Raw genomic sequence first — 17,781 nt, forward strand, 5'->3', positions numbered from 1 at the left:
CCCCTGTATCAGTAAAAGCTATTCAAATTCTGACAGCTTTACCGGCTCACCATCTTTTATGTAGGTAGCTTCCTCTTCATCGTGTACCGGGGTACTCTCCCGGCGCAAAATCAAGTGATGCAACTGCAAGTCTCCATCCCGCAATAGCAGATGCTCATTGCCGTCATCATCTACGGGCAGAGGTTTGGTACCGACCAATGCATCGCGCAAAGCTCGCAGCCGCGGTACATCCTTATAGCGATTCAAGTCATTGGAGAGACGTGTTTTCATACGCTCACTCTCATGCAGGGCGGCGGCGGTCTCGCGGTATTTAGCGAAAAAGAAAACAGCCCCAATGGCAAACGCCACAACGACCGACACTTCAAACCATACGGGCATAATCACTCCTTGTTATCGTTTTTACGCCAAACAACCAACTGATTGTTCGCTGGCAGGTAATTTAATTCTTCTCGCTGCATGCCTACATCCCCTGCCAACTGGTCCAACCACTCCAGATCGCGAATACCGCTGTCGGGATTGCGCTCTTTAAGATAGGTGTCGAAATCTGCATTGCTGGGGCCGATAAAACTACCATCGATCTTGAAAGGGCCATAAACAACCAACAAACCACCAGGTTGTAGCAGGGTACGCAGTTGGTGAAAAAAGCGCTGGACCGACTCCCGCGACATGATGTGCAGGGTATTCGCACTAAACACCGCATCAAAATTCAACTCAGGCCAGGACGCATCGACATCCAGGGTCAATGGTTGGCGCAGGTTCTGTGCGGGCACACTCGCCAGCCAGGCGCGTACGCCGGGCAGCATTTCTGCGCGTTCCGAGGTCTGCCAGATTAAGTGGGGCAGGCGCGGGGCAAAATAGACCGCATGCTGGCCCGTGCCGCTCCCCACCTCCAATACCTTTTGGCTATCCTCCAACAGGCGGCGCAAGTGGGAAAGTATTGGATCGCGATTGCGCGCACAAGCCGGCGCATCCGGCAGACTGGAATCGCTCACGGCTGCTCATCCCGAGTAAAAACCCAATCCCGTTCACTGGACATCTTCGAGTTATAGGAATAGCCAGCCATATCAAAGCCTTTAAGCTCCTCCGCCTTCTTCACCCGCTGCTCAATGGCCCAGCGGCTCATCATGCCCCGCGCCTTTTTGGCAAAGAAACTGATCATTTTGTACTGACCATTTTTTAGATCTTTGAAGTGGGGAGTGATTACCTCCGCATCGAGCGCTTTGGGCTTTACCGCCTTGAAATACTCATTAGAAGCGAGGTTGACCAACTCCCGACTCTTCAGCGCTTGCAGCTGTAAATTGAGCGCCTCAGTAATTTGCTCTCCCCAAAATTCATACAGATTTTTACCGCGACTGTTTTCAAATTTGGTCCCCATCTCCAGGCGGTAGGGCTGCATCAGATCCAGTGGGCGCAATAGGCCATAGAGGCCGGAGAGCATACGCAGGTGCTTCTGGGCATAGCTGAAATCGCGCTTACCCATGGTTTCGGCAGCCAGACCAGTGTAAACATCACCCTTAAAAGCGAGCAGGGCTGGGCGTGCATTCTTATCAGTGAAAGGGCGTTTCCAGGATTGGAAGCGATCGTAATTCAGCACACCGAGCTTGTCGGAAATCTTCATCAGGCTAGAGACCTGTTGCGGACTCAAATCACGCAACTCTTTGATTAGTGCCGCTGACTCCTTGAGAAAATCCGGTTGAGTGGTTTCCAGGGTGGGAATTTCGCTCTCGTAATCCAGCGTCTTGGCTGGAGAAATCACTATTAACATCGGGTGCCTTACTTATCGCTGCTTCGCTTTCCGTTTGGGTCCAGCCGCTCGGACCGGCGGTCAATAGCCTACTCTGGCTTCAGTATATCCTGCCACCAATTGAGTGGGGTCTGGCCATCTTTGGGGTCGTAGACATTGCCGTAGTACCAAGCACTGTTAGCACCATCGCAGACACTATTAAGAATTTGTTCAATTTTGTCGAAACCACAGCTCACATGGATGCTGTATACCAGCATTCGTGGAACTTCCAGATCCAGCTCTCCTCCAAGTTTTTCCAACTGTGGGCTCAAGCGGTCGGAAAGTTCGGCGCTGTTACCGCGACAAAAGACGCGGATCGCCAGATTACCCGAACGCTTTACCAGCTCGAACTGCTGGGTATCTTTATCCACCTTAATGCAATCGCCGCTGGCGATGCCTTTTATAAACGCGGGAGAACGCACCAACTGGCAACTATCATCCTCGTTGACACGCACCTGTAAGCGCTCCACCACCGGTTCGCCATCGGGATTGGTGCCCGCAAATAACTCAATTACCTGAAGTGCCGTCATAACCTCTATTCCCCGACTGTGTACAATGGGTGATCGTTGAATACTCGGCATTATACAGGGAGGCAAGCAATGATCTCGCGTAACCAGGCTTTCTTCGCCGCACTGGCGTTGACAGCGACCTCAATTCTCAGTGGCTGTGTCACCAATCCGGTGACCGGAGAGCAACAGCTTTCCCTGATTTCAACCCAACAGGAATTGAATTTAGGGCAGCAACAATACCCGATCAACCAGCAACAGCAGGGTGGCCAGTACACCATAGACCCCAGTTTGCAAGAGTATGTGAACCGGGTTGGGCAGAAACTGGCACGGGTCTCGGACCAACCGCAGCTACCCTATGAATTTGTGGTGTTGAACAACTCCGTTCCCAACGCCTGGGCACTGCCTGGAGGCAAAATCGCCATTAACCGGGGCTTGCTGGTCCTGCTCGAGGATGAAGCGGAACTGGCCGCTGTACTCGGCCACGAGATAGTTCACGCTGCAGCACGCCACTCCGCCACCGCCATGTCACAGCAGCAGGTGCTCGGGGCGGGGCTGGCAGTACTCGGTGCGGCCACCAAGGAATCCGCCTATGCAGACCTTATTTCTACCGGCAGTCAGCTGGGAGGCTCCGCCTATATCGCCCGCTATGGTCGCAGTAACGAACTGGAGTCTGACGAATACGGCATGAAATATATGGCTGCCGCCGGCTATGATCCCCAGGGCGCCGTGCGTCTGCAACGCAAGTTCGTTGAACTCTCCAAGGGTCGCCAAAGCAATGGCCTGGAAGCCCTCTTCGCCAGCCACCCGCCATCACAATCCCGTGTCAGCGCCAATATCGAGCACAGTAAATCCCTGCCCAAGGGCGGGGTTACCAACCGCGATGCCTATCAAAAAGCCATAGCGCAACTGAAACGTGATGCCGATGCCTATGAAAATTATGATGATGCCCTAAACGCAGCCAATAAAAAGCAGTTTGATACGGCACTGAATTTGGTACGAAAGGCACAAAAGCAACAACCAAAAGAGGCCTCTTTCTTCGCACTGGAAGGAGATCTACTCGCCCAGAAAAAACTATTTGATAAAGCCCACCAAGCCTATGACCGTGCCGTGCAGAAAAACCCTGCACTGTTTTCCCACTGGTTAAAACGCGGCATGGCAAGTGCGCAGCTAAATGATTACACCGCAGCGGAGAGAGACTTAAACCGCTCACTACGCTACCTGGAAACAGCCTACGCACACTTCTACCTGGGCGAGGTATATGAAAAGCAGGGGAATAAACAAAGTGCTTTTAAGCACTATGAAACTGCAGCCGGGGCGGGAGGAGAAATTGGCTCTAAAGCGCAGGCCCGGATGCAGGCCTTGACGGGGAAAGGCTGAATTTACCGATTAGAAGTTTTGATTTTAAAAATTAAAAAGGGCTATTAAATAGCCCTTTTCTTTTCAGAAGATTATAACTGAACTCTCAGGCCCAGCCGGTATTCGTCATACCGATAAGCATCGCAATCATCACACCCATAATCTTCGTAATATCCATTGTACTTATTTGTTGCTGCAGCAAAGTAAGCTACGTCAAAGGCAATATTCCGATTAAAGAAGTGGGAGAACCCTAATTTATAACGATGATTTTCATCATAGGCTATATTGACGGAAGTCTCTTTATTAAAATAGAACTCTGCATTCAACCCGGAGGCGTTCAATTCGGAAACATTATCCCATGCTCTTCCGTTCCCATGATAATAATTCGCTTCAACACTTAGATATTTATCATTTCCAAAATTCACGAAGTATTTGGAGGATAAAGTATGATCGTCTGTTTCCTCGCCAATAATCATGGTAAAACCAAGATAGTCAGTATCACTCAATTGGTGGTTATACTGAGCGGTTAATGAAAACTCTTCTTCATCAAACTTGAAATGCCGGCTAGTCCATGAGGGAACTTCTTCATCTACACTGAAAGTCTTATATTTAATATCATACTCAAAATCACTATAGTTCAATTTCACTAAAAGATTCGGAGTAAATAAATAACCGACTGACTGACTATAAACATCTTTATCTCTTTGGTTAAGCACTTCAGTACTCAGCACTACACCATTTTCAGAAAAATACTCACCTTTTGTAGAAAATGAATTTTGATGGTTATTTTTCCGCCACCAATAATCTGCCGAATCTTCTAACCGGGTGAATTGTACTGATATATTGTTAACCTTATTGATGTACTCAAATTCTTTTAGAGGCCCTAGAGTTTCTTTTCCTCCAAAAAAGTAAGTAGTACCTACGGTTGAGGTTTCTGATTTTCTTTCCTCAACAAAATAACCTGACGTTGGGTAATCTGGCCATCCCATAGGGCTGTAGTAATGATCATGATAAGAGTACTCTAAATCTGAATAATTTAAAGTAGTTATCGACTTATACTCCTCCGCCGTTACGCCAGTAGCAATTACCATCAGGGGAAAAATTGACATCCTGAGACTTTTCATAGAATCCTTTTCCAACTATAAATTTGAGCTACAAGATTTCAATAGCGATTATTTTTTGTTGCTATAAACAATAACAATATGACAAGAAATAAACGCTTAGGTCAAAGCCGATAATGAATTAAGAAAAGAGCTACCTAAGATAGCTCTTTTTATGACTTACAGCTGTACGGTCATTCCAATTTGGTAAGTATCGTAATCATCATCGCTGTCAGTATTGGAAATATAAGCCGCTTCAACTGCGAAGTTGCGGTTGAAGAAATGATTCATGCCCAGCTTAAACTCTTCATTTTCATCGAGCGTAAAGCCGACGGAGGTGCGCTGAGTAAAGAAGTACTCTGTGCCCAACTTCCAATAGTCATCGCCCTCATCGTAGCTAACATAAGCCAGCTCTGCTGTCAGGTACTGCTCGCCACCCAGGTGAGTAAAATACTTCGAGGACAAGCTGCGGGTATCAAACTCTTCGTCAACGGAAAAGTCGAAACCGATGTAATCTGTTGCATTCAGCTGATGGTTATAACGAGCATTTACAGACAACTCATTATCGCTGTCGTTATCTTCATGCTCCAGGCTAACCAGGAAGTTAGGAGTAAAGAGATAACCTATTGATAGAGTATCAATATTTTCCTCGCCCCAATCGGCTAACTGAGCACCCAAAACGATCCCGTTAGATGCGAAGTATTCTCCACCAACTGTAAAAATATCAGAGTCTTCACTACCTTCATTGTAATGAGAAAAATCACCGTAAATATTGCTAACTTTGTTGATGTACTCAAATTCTTTCAGAGGACCGAGAGTTTCTTTTCCACTAAAAAAATACTGGCTGCCAATAGTAAACCTATCTGCATCATTCTCTAAATTGGTGTACTTAGATTTAGTAAAAGAGTTGTACTCCTCGGCACCAGCGGTTGCGGCGAGAAGCATCAGGGGAAGAGCTGCGAGCTTGAATCTCATTTTAAAATCCTTCGTTAACTATGGATCCAAATTGGGATGCGGATTGTAGCAAAAGTTTTTTTGTCCGCAACCACAGCTAATTACACAAAGTCAGTTTCTAAAGACTTTGCGACGAAGGGAATGAAAACGGAGGATATAGCGAATGACGAAGTCTGTACTAAATTACATGTTGCCGTAAGCAGCTATCTCCTTGTAAGGGTGTGTATTATTTGCTGTTGTTTAATGACTGAGAAAAACTTTTATTTATTCAGCTTCTATTCAGGTTTTCTAGTTATCCTTAGCGCTTACTATCTGCAAAAGAACTATCTACTTTTCGAAAATCCTCATACTCACCTAAAAGGCGTATACCTACAAAAGGAGCAACGCTTTGAATAATCCTGTCTATCTCTGCCGTGTGCCGAGACTGCATGGCATCACGTTCAATTTTACTATGCCAGGTAGCGATGGCGATCAGAGTATTTTCGTCACCGATCTTTTGCAAAAGTTCCGTCCCCATAGCCCCAGGTGCTCGCTGAATTAATTGGGACGCACGTACCCAGGCATCGGCATATTCTTCCGCTGTGAAGCCTTCCTTGATTCGAACCTCAAAAATATATTTCACCGACTATCCCCTTGAGCTATCTACTTGCAAATAGAAAGGTAGGAAAGAACGCTCCCCTCTTATGACACATTGTGAATAATTCCCTAAGCACTGGTAGCAGTCCTCTATTTCTCTCTCGACTCAAAAATTTAGTGAACTCTTCCCTTCCATCTTTTCAGTAAGCACATGCAATAAAAAAGGCCGCGTTAAGCGACCTTCTTTTGGGTGGGGAACTCAGGACTTCCTTAAGTTCAGGTTTCTCTCGTGGCCGTGGCGAATATCCGCCCCCTCCACCAGGTAGACCACCTGCTCACAAATATTCTTGGCGTGGTCACCGATGCGCTCCAGTGAGCGCAGTGTCCACAGCACATTGATTACACGGGAAATACTGCGCGGATCTTCCATCATGTAAGTCACCAACTCGCGAACGGCGGTGCGGTAATCCATATCCACCTGCTCATCCTCGGCGAGGGTGCGCAATGCGGACTCCACATCGAAGCGGGTATAGGCATCCAAGGCATCATTGAGCATTTTGCGCACAGCGTTGGCCAGGTGGCGTATCTCGGTATAGCCGCGCGGTGAGGTGCCCTCATCAGTGAGTGCAATTGCCATTTTCGCGATTTTGCTGGCCTCATCGCCAATACGCTCCAGGTCGCGGGCAATGCGGGTTACCGACATCACCATGCGCAGGTCCGAGGCGGCGGGCTGGCGCTTGGCGATAATCAAGGTCGCGTGCTCGTCCAGGGCCATCTCGCACTTGTCGATTTCCTCTTCAATGCGCAGGACCTCCTCCGCCAACTGACTGTCGGCATTGGACAGGGCATCAACGGCATCGGCAACTTGACGGGCGACCATGCCGCCCATCTCCAACATCTCGGTCTTAATTCCCTCCAGATCCTCGTTGAACTGGCGGGAGATATGTTGATCGAAGTGCATTTCCATAGTTATCCCTCGGGGCAGAACTGGCTCAGCCGAAGCGGCCGGTAATATAGGCTTCGGTTAGTTCGTGCTCCGGATTGGTGAACACGGTTTCAGTGTCGTTGACCTCGACAAGATGCCCCAGATGGAAATAAGCCGTGCGCTGGCTGACACGAGCCGCCTGCTGCATCGAGTGAGTCACGATGGCAATAGTGTAGTTCTCGCGCAGCTCATCAATCAGTTCTTCAATGCGTGCAGTGGCAATTGGGTCCAGGGCGGAGCAGGGCTCATCCATCAAAATCACCTCCGGGCTCACCGCAATAGCACGGGCGATACACAGACGCTGCTGCTGACCGCCGGACAGGCCGGTACCTGGTTTATCCAAACGATCCTTGACCTCATCCCAGAGGCCGGCGCGGCGCAGGCTGTTTTCCACAATTTCATCCAGGTCGGCGCGGCGGCTGGCGATTCCGTGAATTTTGGGGCCATAGGCCACGTTTTCATAGATGGACTTGGGAAAGGGGTTGGGTTTCTGGAACACCATACCCACCCGTGCGCGCAGAGGTACAACATCCACCTTGGGACCATAAATGGGATCGCCATCCAAACTCAACTCGCCTTCAACCCGACAGCCTTCAATGGTGTCGTTCATGCGGTTGAGGCAGCGCAGGAAGGTGGACTTACCACAACCGGATGGGCCAATCATCGCCACAACTTCATTGCGACCGATATCCAGGCCAACGTTGTGAATAGCCTGGGTTTCGCCGTAGAACACATTCACATTGCGCATGCGCAACTTGGCGGTGTCAGAGAAGGGCTGGCCCACTGTTTTCCGCACCTCGGTCTGGCTGATTGCCATTTTGTCACCGGTCAGTTCGGATTGCGCCGCTCCAGTATGTCCGGCGGCATCCAGGGTCATGGTACTCATAAATAATCCCGTTTTCCGATTATCCGCGCTGTTACCAGCGGCGCTCAAGTTTCTTGCGCAGCATTACCGCGCTGGCATTCATAAGAATCAATACACTCAGCAATACCATAATGGCTGCCGAGGTGCGCTCCACAAAGGCGCGCTCGGGGCTATCCGCCCAGAGGAAAATCTGCACCGGCAATACCGTAGCCGGATCGGTCACCCCTCCGGGTACATCCACAATAAAGGCAACCATACCGATCATCAGCAGGGGTGCAGTCTCACCCAGGGCCTGGGCCATACCGATAATCGCACCGGTGAGCATACCGGGCATGGCCAGCGGCAGCACATGGTGGAAAACCACCTGCATACGCGAGGCACCCATACCCATCGCAGCTTCGCGAATCGAAGGCGGCACCGCCTTCAGGGCCGCACGGCTGGAAATAATAATTGTCGGCAATGTCATCAGGGTGAGTACCAGACCGCCAACCAGGGGCGCGGAGCGTGGCAACTCAAAGAAGTTGATAAAGATCGCCAACCCCAGCAGGCCGAATACGATGGATGGCACTGCGGCGAGGTTATTGATATTCACCTCAATCAGGTCGGTCCAACGATTCTTTGGTGCGTATTCTTCCAGGTAGATGGCCGCAGCCACCCCGATTGGGAAAGACAGCGCCAGGGTCACCAGCAATGTAAACAGCGACCCCATCAAGGCCGCGCGGATACCGGCCTGCTCCGGTTCACGGGAGTCGCCGTTGGTAAAGAAGATGGTATTAAAACGCTTCTTCAGTTCGCCACTTTCCAATAACTGTTCGATCCAGCCGGCTTTCTGTTCCGAGGTACGGCCGCGGAAGCCTTCTTTGGAATCCTTCAGACTTTTAACAAAAGTATCCACATCGTCGTCAGCGGCAAACCACACCTTCTCACTCTTACCGAGCAGCTCTGGATTTGCGGCCAGGCGATCACGCAGGTTAAAGGGCGCTCCAGAGGAAACCAGCGAATACAGTTCACGCTTGTCACTGCGGCCAGTCACCGAAGGGAAACGCTCGCGCAGGGCCTCGCGGATCACCCCGGTGAAGTTGGCCCAGGCAAGGCTCTCGTCATCGACCTTCTCAATACCGAGTACCTGCGCATCGTAGTGTACTTCCAACTCAATGGCAGTCTGTACAAAGGCACCGCTACCCTTGCTGATAATATCGCTAAACAAAATAACAACCGCGAGAATGCCGAAAGCAATACTGGCAATACCCAGCCCGCGAAACAGTTTTTCCTTGCGATGACGGCTGGCGAGACGCTTTTCGATACGCTCGCGAACCTGCGTCTGAGTGAGATTAGTCATACTGCTCCCGGTATTTTTTCACTACGTGCAGGGCGATAAAGTTCAGTACCAGAGTCGAGACAAACAACATCAGACCAAGCGCAAACGCGGCCAGGGTCTTGGGACTGTCAAACTCTTGGTCGCCGACCAGTAGCGTCACGATCTGTACGGTAACGGTGGTGACCGACTCCAGGGGATTAGCGGTGAGATTGGCGGCGAGGCCTGCGGCCATTACTACGATCATCGTCTCACCAATTGCGCGGGACACCGCCAAGAGTACACCGCCGACAATTCCCGGCAGTGCTGCGGGGATCACCACTTTGCGCACGGTCTCCGATTGGGTTGAACCCAACCCCAGAGCGCCATCGCGCAGGGATTGCGGTACCGCATTAATCACATCGTCAGATAATGAGGAGACAAACGGGATAATCATAATCCCCATTACCAACCCAGCGGCCAGGGCGCTCTCACTGGAGGCCTGCAGGCCAATGGAGGTGGCCAGGTCACGAATAAACGGAGCGACGGTTAACGCCGCAAAAAAGCCGTATACCACTGTGGGTACACCGGCGAGAATTTCCAAAATTGGCTTGGCCACGTTGCGCACGCGCTTGCTGGCGTACTCGGCCAGATAAATAGCCGCCATCAGGCCCACTGGCACCGCCACGAACATGGCAATTGCGGAAACCATCAAGGTACCGGTAAACAGGGGTACCGCACCAAAAGCTCCACTGGAACCAACCTGATCGGCACGCAGGGCCATCTGCGGGCTCCAATGTAAGCCGAACAAAAATTCAGTCACCGGCACCGACTGGAAAAAGCGCAGCGACTCAAACAGTACCGAGAACAAAATACCCACAGTGGTAAAAATCGCGGCGCAGGCACAAGTAATCAGAATAGACTTAAGGACTTTTTCTACTTTCTCACGGGCGCGCAGCTCCGGAGAAAAACGCAACAGTGCAAATGCCCCCAGGCCCACCGCCAACACCAGACTTAAAAAGGCCTGCAGGGTATTGGAGTTATTGCGCAATTGACTGAGATGCTCCGCCGCCGACTGCAACTGAGGGGATGACTCCCCCACCAAATGGCCAGCAGCGAGGTTTTGAATTTGTGCATAGAGCAGGTTCTGCCCGGCAATGGTATCGGGTTTATCGGCAATGCTGTGCATCACCATAGAGCGAATAATGGCATCGTCAAAAATCAGCCAGGCACCCAGTAGTAAAAGTGCCGGTAAACCACACCAAAGCGCGGTAAATAAACCGTGATAGCTGGGCAGTGAGGCCAGATTACGCAGGCCTCCGCGGCTGCGCGCTGCACTCAGTGCACGACTAAAGCCGGTACCGTAGGCCACTAAAATCAACAGCAGCAAAAGGGCGAACAGTGTGGGGGTTTGCATTGAGTTACCGTGCTAAAAATGTCGATGTCGGCATTATCCCGACTTTTCCCTGTGTTTCCACTTGGCTTTCATAAAAACGGCCAAGCCCTCTCGAGCTTGGCCGTCAATTCCCTTTGACTGTACTACTCCAGGATAAATTTACTTCGCAGCAAGATTGCTCAGGGCATTCAGCTTGCGAACGTCAGTAGCAATTTTCTGGCGTTTCTCTTGGGGCAGCGGGATCATACCTTTGTCAGTCAGGTAACCTTCATCACCCCAGGCGCGCTCATTGGTGAACTCTGCCAGGAACTGCTTGATACCCGGTACTACGTCGGCATGTGCCTTCTTCACGTAAATAAACAGCGGGCGGGAAACCGGGTAGCTCTGATCTGCGATAGAGTCGAAAGTCGGAGCCTGCCCTTCGATCATAGAGCCTTGTACTTTATCGGCATTCTGGTCGAGGAAGCTGAAACCAAAGATGCCCAGGGCATTCGGATTGGCAACCAACTTGTTGACGATCAGGTTGTCGTTCTCACCGGCTTCAACATAAGCGCCGTCTTCGCGTACGTTGTGACAGATCGCCTTGTAAGCGCTCTTGTCTTTTTTCTTCATGGCTGCGATCCAATCGAACTTCTTACAGCCACCTTCCATTGCCAATTCGGCAAAGGCATCACGGGTACCGGAAGTGGGGGGCGGACCCAGAACTTCGATTTTGGTGTTGGGCAGCGCAGGGTTTACGTCTTTCCAGGTCTTGTAAGGATTGGCAACCAGAGTCTCGGAACCGTTCGGGTTCGGTACTTCTTTAGCCAGCGCCAGGAAGATGTCCTTGCGGGAAAGCTTGAAAGGAGTCGCTTTCTTAGCATTCGCCAACACGATGCCGTCGTAGCCGATTTGTACTTCCACAACATCAACGCCGTTGCCGTTACACATCTCCAGCTCAGACTGCTTAATGCGGCGAGAGGCACCGGTGATGTCCGCAGTGCTTTCACCAACGCCCTGGCAGAACAGCTTCATGCCGCCGCCAGTACCTGTGGATTCGACTACCGGAGTTTTGAACTGGGTAGCACGGCTGAAACGCTCCGCCACAGTGGTGGTAAATGGGTAAACAGTGGAGGAACCAACAACGCTGATGTAGTCGCGCGCCGCCAGAGCCACCTGAGAAGTGGCGAGGGTCAATGCCGCCAAGGAAGTAGCCAGAATTCGCTTGTTCATGTGTAACTCCGATGAGTGTTTTTTATTTCACGCGGCGATGCTAGGAAGAACGGATGACGATTCTATGAATAAAACATGACAAAAAGATTACAACCTGAAATTTGCCCCGCTGGTGCCCGGGCAGGCAAAGCGGTAACCTGCATGCAAACGAGATAACAATAAGATGTAAAGAGAGAAGCCCCCATGCTATTTCTGATGCGTGGAGCGCGTGCACTGGAGAGTCTGTCCAGTCGCACCGGCCACCTGCTCGCCTGGTTTACCTGGGCCATGGTCCTACTGCAATCTTGCGTCGTAGCCCTACGCCACCTGTTTGACAGTGGCTCTATCGCGCTACAGGAATCCGTGATCTATCTACACGGTGCCGCCTTCATGCTGGGGCTGGCCTATGCCCTGCAAACCGACGCCCATGTGCGTGTCGATGTCTTCTATCGGCGAATGGATCCCAAGGGCAAGGCTTGGGTTAACGCTGTCGGCTTTCTCTTATTTCTGCTGCCACTCTGTACCCTTATGTTACTGGGCAGCTGGCATTTCGTTTTGAACAGTTGGTCAGTGCTTGAGGAGAGCGCCAATGCCGGCGGCCTTCCCGGTGTCTTCCTACTGAAAAGCCTGATTCCCCTCGCGGCAATAACCCTTGGTCTCGCGGGCAGCGCCCAATTTCTTCGCGCTTTATTACAGCTGATGGAGGTTTCTAGCCCGGCGAGCGAGGCTGTGGCGAAACCACATCTCCTCAAACAAGTGGAGGAAGCCGAAGCATGATCGAGCTGATACCACTACTGATGTTTGCCGCCGTCTGTGGGCTGTTGATGTTCGGCTACCCGGTGGCCTTCACCCTCGCCGGTATGGCCCTAATCACCGCCGGCCTGGGTATCGTGTATGGCGTTTTCGATGCAGAACTTCTGCGCGCCTTCCCCGACCGCCTCTACGGCATTATGCAAAACGGCACCCTGGTAGCCGTACCACTCTTTGTCCTAATGGGAGTGATTCTCGAGAGAGCCAAGATCGCCGAAGACTTACTGGTCAATCTGACTAAAGTATTTATGGGTGCACCGGCGGGTATGGCCATCTCCGTGGTAGTGGTCGGCGCACTTCTGGCGGCTAGTACCGGTATTGTGGGTGCCACCGTGGTGACGATGGGATTGATGTCCCTGCCCACCATGTTGAAACAGGGCTACTCTCCCAAGCTCGCCACCGGCACTATCTGTGCCACCGGCACCCTCGGGCAAATCATCCCTCCATCAATTGCACTGGTTCTACTTGGGGATACTCTCTCCAACGCCTATCAGCAGGCACAGCTATCCGCGGGTATTTTTAATCCGAAGCCGGTCAGCGTTGGCGATCTGTTTATCGGCGCGATTATCCCTGGCCTAATGTTGGTTGCAGCCTACATTGTTTACCTATTGTTCGTGGCACGCCGTTCTCCGAGTAAGGCCGAGACCGCGCAGCGGCAACCTCTGGAAGTTTGGCCGCTACTGAGCAGCCTTTTTCCTCCAATCGCTCTGATGCTGTTAGTGCTGGGTTCCATTATTACCGGTGCCGCAACGCCTACAGAAGCCGCCGCCGTAGGTGCCCTGGGCGCCGGATTACTGGCTTACCGTCGCGGCGCTCTGCCTTGGACACAGGCGGGGGAGGTGGGTCGCAGCACTCTACAGGTAAGTGCAATGGTCTTTGCCATCCTTATTGGCGCCTCACTATTCTCTCTGGTCTTCCGCGGTTACGGCGGTGAAGAGTTAGTCACCAACATTTTCCACAACCTGCCCGGTGGTGTTGTCGGCGCAACTCTGTTGGTAATGCTGGTAATTTTTCTGCTCGGTTTTATTCTCGACTTTATCGAGATCACCTTTGTGGTGGTGCCCATCGTCGGGCCGGTACTGCTGGCAATGGGCTTAGATCCGGTATGGCTGGGTATCATGATCGCGATCAACCTGCAGACTTCCTTCCTTACGCCACCCTTTGGATTTGCATTGTTTTACCTTCGCGGTGTTGCGCCAAGTTCAGTGGCCACTTCCGCTATCTATCGCGGCGTTATGCCATTTATCGCTATTCAGCTGCTGATATTGTGCCTCCTGGCGCTTTGGCCTGCTCTGGTGACTTGGCTGCCAGGGTTATTAACCGGTTAACACCGTGTATTGCCAAAGGATTAGAGGAAGCTTTTACAAAGGATGCTGGTCATTTACTGGACAATTTGTGCTAGAATGCGCCACCTTCCCTCAGGTGGAAACCAATAACTCTAACAATCTGTGAGCAGTCGATGTCCGCACTTTCAGCCCTTGATGAAAACCCGCAACCAACAGGCACGCTTACCCTGCAAACCCTGGCTATGCCCCGTGATACCAACCCCCAGGGAGACGTATTCGCCGGTTGGCTGATGTCGCAGATGGACCTCGCTGGAGCAATTCTGGCCCAAAGCATCGCACGCGGCAGGGTAACTACCGTCGCAGTAGGCAGTATGGTGTTCTTACGCCCGGTTCCGGTTGGCTCAACAGTCAGCTGCTATGCCGAGGCTATCGAGGTGGGGCGTTCCTCTATTAGGACGATGGTTGAGGTATGGCTGACACGGGTGGATTCTGGTGAGCAGGTAAAAGTCACCGAAGGTGAGTTTGTTTTTGTCGCTATTGACGATAGAGGTCATACCAGGCCGCTGCCCTAGTATAGGGGTTGGGGGAGGCTCCTCCCCCAAGAGTCTACTAACTGACTGAACAGGTCTGCGCTTTCCTTTCAATTGGTACTGACTTCACCCAACCACGTAAGGTTCTAAAACTCATTCGATCACAACTCTCTGAAAGAATCCGGCCACGCTCATAGACTTTCTTTCCACCAGAATAAAAACTTAACGTTTTTTCTTTGCTATCTAACTTGTGCTCTCCTGATAATTCTGTCTTCATCACAACTAGTGAATCAACAAATAACTTGATGCTCAATTCATTAAGAGCTGCGACTGGTATTACATTTGATTTGTCTTCGTTTACAGGAGAAGAAACAACCTCAATCAGATTTTGATAGGCGGGATTTTCTCTATTATTTTTCTCGAAAATTGATACAGAATTCTTTAGCGTCAAGGTACTTCTGTCTTGCGAGAGAAAGAACATGGGGTAGGATTGAACAATCCAGGGATCGCTGTTTTCTGCCTCCCAAACATTGAATGCAATATTTTTTTGCTGAAAATCAACTACTGCAGCTTTTGTAAGATTCGCTGCAGTAAAAGTCGCGATAGCTTCTCGATAGAGATCTAAGATCTTGTCAGCCTCTTCCTGCTCAGCCTTTTTTTTACTATCTCCTGCAGCTCCTACAATTAAAGCATGAGCAAGAATAGAGCCCGCAAAAGCTCCAGGAGTCACACCTATATATGCCATTTGACCATGATTTACATCAAGGTTGTCATAATTAACCTGTCCACGGAATGGAGGGATCTCAAATTCTTCCACTTTGATTGCTATCGCGGAATTTGCAGGAATGCTAATGGGCTGATTAACATATTCAACATATGGGGAAGTTTTATTACTAGCACACCCTACAACTAACACACATAAGACAAATAATATTTGATATTTCATTTTAATTCTTGAAAAAACAGTCTTTACGAATTTAAGCTTGGGCGTCAATAAACATATTAACGCCCAATAGACACAGAGAATTAAGACTTACTGAATAGCTTTTTCTGTACCAAAAGAGGAAATTAGGATTTCTTTCCCTTCTGCAATCGCCTGATAATAAGCATTTGTTAGGGCAGGAAAATTTGGAGACTCATCCCATTCATTAGCAGCCGCTTTGAGGACTTTTACGGGACGATACCATTCATAGGTATTATCTGACAGATCCACTAAATAACCTAAAGCTTCAAAGTATCCCTTGGGCTCACTAGTAGGTATATAACTTGAGTAAGTTCTAAGCATACCCACTGCATTGAAATCTAACACCAAAAGATGACTAATATTATATTGCGCTGCAAAATGTGAAAAATCTCTCTTAGTAGAATTAGGAGCCTCAGATTTATGCTTAGGCAACCTGCGCAAATTGAGCTCCTGAGGAATTTCTATCACTTCAATATCTTTAGATTGAAGAAGTTCGTTCACATCGACAGCGATGACCATTACGTCATCTATCGAGAGTGATTCGGTATGCTTACTAAGTGAAGAATTCGCCACTTCAGCAGCTGCTAAGCACAGCAAACAACTTGCACCAGGAAGATATACATCTGGTGTTGGTGCCGAAGATATTATTATCCCCACACGCTTTTCTTGTTGTTGCCAAAATCTTTGATCAGGCTCAACAGGTAGTTGCGGCGCCCCCGCACAACCAGAAAGAAATACTACCCCCAAAACAAAAAGGCTAAAAACTCTAAACATTTATAACTCCCCAGTCATATTTTCTTTAGTCAGATAAAAAAGCCGCGGCATTATTATGTAAATATTGACGAAAAAAAAGACAAAAGGGATAAAATATAAGCGACCCGCTGGTTTCTCTTTCTTATAATAAAAAAGCGGGAGATGTCATGGAAAGCCAATATTCACTTACCCTGACCTCGAAGTGGTTCAAAGTTAATTTAACTCCCGAGCCTGGTAATAAGCCTCTTCACTAATCTGGTGATAGGGCCGCACATCACGCTCAAAGTCCTTAAAAGCTTTATAAATACGCGCAAATTCCGGGTCCTTATTGGCAGTCTCCTGCATAATCTGTGAATTGATTTTCTTCAGGTGTGAAAGTACATCATCTGGCAGGCGCCTAACCTTTACCCCGTGTGTTTCCACCAGCTCTCGCAGGGCGCGGTTATTACGCGCGGTGTACTCATCCAACATATCCTGGTTTGCTTCACGGGCTGCGACCCTCACAATGACTTGCAGGTCTTTGGGTAATTTCTCAAAGGCTTTTTTGTTGACGATAAATTCCATCATCGAGCCGGGCTCATGCCAACCGGGGTAGTAGTAATATTCGGCAACTTGGTGGAAACCAAAAGCGAGATCGTTGTAGGGGCCGACCCATTCAGTCGCATCGATTACGCCAGTTTGCAAAGCTGTATAAAGTTCGCCACCGGGGATCGTCACAGCGGTACCACCGGCCCGATTTAAAACTTCACCTCCCAGGCCAGGAATACGCATTTTTAGGCCCTGCAAATCCTCAACGGAATTAATCGGCTTATTAAACCAACCCGCCATCTGTACCCCGGTGGAGCCTCCGGCCAGGGGGATCAAATTGAACGGTTCATAAATCTCCGTCCAGAGCTCTAAACCGCCACCGTGATGCAGCCAGCCATTCATTTCCTGGGCGTTTAAACCAAAAGGCACTGCGGTAAAAAACTGAGCCGCTGGAATCTTGCCTTTCCAATAATAGGCGGCACCGTGCCCCATCTGTGCAGCGCCCTCAGATACCGCGCCAAAAATACCCAGTGCCGGTACCAGCTCGCCGGCACCATAAACTTTTATTTTGAGACGGCCGGACGACATCTTCTCAACATTTTTTGCGAAGCGTTCCGGTGCCTGGCCGAGCCCTGGAAAATTTTTTGGCCAGGTGGTAACCAGCTTCCACTCGAACAGCTCTTTGTTGTCCGTATCAGAAAAGTGTTGTGTAGGCCCCTGTGCCGCACGGGAAGTGACCAGTGCAGCAAAGGTAATAACCAGCAGGGCGATGAGGCCCAAAATAATAGCGGGATACCAGTTAACTTTTTTCATCGCTTTTAATTATCTTTTTTATGGCGCAGACCATCGATTAATGATCTTTTTTTAATATTCGAGACCTTGGCAAAAACCAAAACCACTG

19 protein-coding genes are annotated in these 17,781 nt (G+C 50.0%); 4 read left to right on the plus strand and 15 right to left on the minus strand.

What is annotated here, in order from left to right:
* Nucleotides 1-18: 18 nt before the first annotated feature.
* The 4 genes from FIU95_RS20055 to FIU95_RS20070 all read right to left on the minus strand — a co-directional run bounded on the left by FIU95_RS20055 (nucleotide 19) and on the right by FIU95_RS20070 (nucleotide 2,313).
* The gene (locus tag FIU95_RS20055) at nucleotides 19-378 is read right to left on the minus strand and encodes a hypothetical protein (protein WP_152455903.1); all 360 of its coding nucleotides are present in this window, start codon (nucleotides 376-378) and stop codon (nucleotides 19-21) included.
* 2 nt (nucleotides 379-380) lie between these two features.
* Nucleotides 381-992 carry a DUF938 domain-containing protein gene (locus tag FIU95_RS20060; protein WP_152455905.1) on the minus strand — a complete coding sequence of 204 codons (612 nt, stop codon included), beginning with the start codon at nucleotides 990-992 and terminating at the stop codon, nucleotides 381-383.
* On the minus strand, nucleotides 989-1,765 hold the full coding sequence (yaaA, locus tag FIU95_RS20065; RefSeq protein ID WP_152455907.1) for a peroxide stress protein YaaA: 777 nt from the start codon (nucleotides 1,763-1,765) through the stop codon (nucleotides 989-991). Before yaaA ends, FIU95_RS20060 begins: the two co-directional genes overlap by 4 nt.
* A gap of 68 nt (nucleotides 1,766-1,833) precedes the next feature.
* Nucleotides 1,834-2,313: a DUF4265 domain-containing protein gene (locus FIU95_RS20070; protein WP_152455908.1), complete on the minus strand. Its 480-nt coding sequence runs from the start codon at nucleotides 2,311-2,313 to the stop codon at nucleotides 1,834-1,836.
* 69 nt (nucleotides 2,314-2,382) lie between these two features.
* Here FIU95_RS20070 and FIU95_RS20075 point away from each other — a divergent pair, with 69 nt between their 5' ends.
* Nucleotides 2,383-3,669, plus strand: coding sequence for a M48 family metalloprotease (locus FIU95_RS20075; protein ID WP_152455910.1), 1,287 nt, complete (start codon nucleotides 2,383-2,385; stop codon nucleotides 3,667-3,669).
* Between the two features lie 71 nt (nucleotides 3,670-3,740).
* Here the strand turns inward: FIU95_RS20075 and FIU95_RS20080 are convergent, their stop codons facing one another.
* The 8 genes from FIU95_RS20080 to FIU95_RS20115 form a co-directional block, all read right to left on the minus strand.
* On the minus strand, nucleotides 3,741-4,772 hold the full coding sequence (locus FIU95_RS20080; protein WP_152455912.1) for a putative porin: 1,032 nt from the start codon (nucleotides 4,770-4,772) through the stop codon (nucleotides 3,741-3,743).
* A gap of 156 nt (nucleotides 4,773-4,928) precedes the next feature.
* Complete coding sequence (locus FIU95_RS20085) at nucleotides 4,929-5,723, minus strand: putative porin (RefSeq protein ID WP_152455914.1); 795 nt, start codon at nucleotides 5,721-5,723, stop codon at nucleotides 4,929-4,931.
* Nucleotides 5,724-6,000: 277 nt separating this feature from the next.
* Entirely contained in the window at nucleotides 6,001-6,324 is a 324-nt protein-coding gene (locus tag FIU95_RS20090; protein ID WP_152455916.1) for an antibiotic biosynthesis monooxygenase, read from the minus strand.
* A 213-nt stretch (nucleotides 6,325-6,537) separates the two neighbouring features.
* Nucleotides 6,538-7,245 carry a phosphate signaling complex protein PhoU gene (gene phoU / locus FIU95_RS20095; RefSeq protein ID WP_152455918.1) on the minus strand — a complete coding sequence of 236 codons (708 nt, stop codon included), beginning with the start codon at nucleotides 7,243-7,245 and terminating at the stop codon, nucleotides 6,538-6,540.
* Nucleotides 7,246-7,270: 25 nt separating this feature from the next.
* Nucleotides 7,271-8,080 carry a phosphate ABC transporter ATP-binding protein PstB gene (gene pstB, locus FIU95_RS20100; protein WP_253869151.1) on the minus strand — a complete coding sequence of 270 codons (810 nt, stop codon included), beginning with the start codon at nucleotides 8,078-8,080 and terminating at the stop codon, nucleotides 7,271-7,273.
* Nucleotides 8,081-8,180: 100 nt separating this feature from the next.
* The gene (pstA, locus tag FIU95_RS20105) at nucleotides 8,181-9,467 is read right to left on the minus strand and encodes a phosphate ABC transporter permease PstA (protein ID WP_152455922.1); all 1,287 of its coding nucleotides are present in this window, start codon (nucleotides 9,465-9,467) and stop codon (nucleotides 8,181-8,183) included.
* Nucleotides 9,460-10,839, minus strand: a complete 1,380-nt coding sequence (gene pstC, locus FIU95_RS20110) for a phosphate ABC transporter permease subunit PstC (protein WP_152455924.1) — start codon at nucleotides 10,837-10,839, stop codon at nucleotides 9,460-9,462. Before pstC ends, pstA begins: the two co-directional genes overlap by 8 nt.
* A gap of 138 nt (nucleotides 10,840-10,977) precedes the next feature.
* Nucleotides 10,978-12,030: a PstS family phosphate ABC transporter substrate-binding protein gene (locus tag FIU95_RS20115; protein WP_152455926.1), complete on the minus strand. Its 1,053-nt coding sequence runs from the start codon at nucleotides 12,028-12,030 to the stop codon at nucleotides 10,978-10,980.
* 183 nt (nucleotides 12,031-12,213) lie between these two features.
* Here FIU95_RS20115 and FIU95_RS20120 point away from each other — a divergent pair, with 183 nt between their 5' ends.
* The 3 genes from FIU95_RS20120 (at nucleotide 12,214) to FIU95_RS20130 (ending at nucleotide 14,677) form a co-directional block, all read left to right on the plus strand.
* Nucleotides 12,214-12,786 carry a TRAP transporter small permease subunit gene (locus tag FIU95_RS20120; RefSeq protein WP_152455928.1) on the plus strand — a complete coding sequence of 191 codons (573 nt, stop codon included), beginning with the start codon at nucleotides 12,214-12,216 and terminating at the stop codon, nucleotides 12,784-12,786.
* Nucleotides 12,783-14,147, plus strand: coding sequence for a TRAP transporter large permease subunit (locus tag FIU95_RS20125; protein WP_152455930.1), 1,365 nt, complete (start codon nucleotides 12,783-12,785; stop codon nucleotides 14,145-14,147). Before FIU95_RS20120 ends, FIU95_RS20125 begins: the two co-directional genes overlap by 4 nt.
* A gap of 131 nt (nucleotides 14,148-14,278) precedes the next feature.
* A complete protein-coding gene (locus FIU95_RS20130; protein ID WP_152455932.1) occupies nucleotides 14,279-14,677 on the plus strand; it encodes an acyl-CoA thioesterase in 399 nt (132 codons plus the stop codon).
* A 37-nt stretch (nucleotides 14,678-14,714) separates the two neighbouring features.
* On the opposite strand, the gene FIU95_RS20135 is transcribed toward FIU95_RS20130, so the two are convergent.
* The 3 genes from FIU95_RS20135 to FIU95_RS20145 form a co-directional block, all read right to left on the minus strand.
* Nucleotides 14,715-15,581, minus strand: coding sequence for a hypothetical protein (locus tag FIU95_RS20135; protein WP_152455934.1), 867 nt, complete (start codon nucleotides 15,579-15,581; stop codon nucleotides 14,715-14,717).
* Nucleotides 15,582-15,668: 87 nt separating this feature from the next.
* Nucleotides 15,669-16,373 (minus strand): hypothetical protein, encoded by a 705-nt coding sequence (locus tag FIU95_RS20140; protein ID WP_152455936.1) that lies wholly within the window; start codon nucleotides 16,371-16,373, stop codon nucleotides 15,669-15,671.
* Nucleotides 16,374-16,565: 192 nt separating this feature from the next.
* On the minus strand, nucleotides 16,566-17,693 hold the full coding sequence (locus FIU95_RS20145; RefSeq protein WP_152455938.1) for a TRAP transporter substrate-binding protein: 1,128 nt from the start codon (nucleotides 17,691-17,693) through the stop codon (nucleotides 16,566-16,568).
* Nucleotides 17,694-17,781 lie beyond the last annotated feature (88 nt).

Source organism: Microbulbifer sp. THAF38, assembly GCF_009363535.1.
Lineage (GTDB): Bacteria > Pseudomonadota > Gammaproteobacteria > Pseudomonadales > Cellvibrionaceae > Microbulbifer.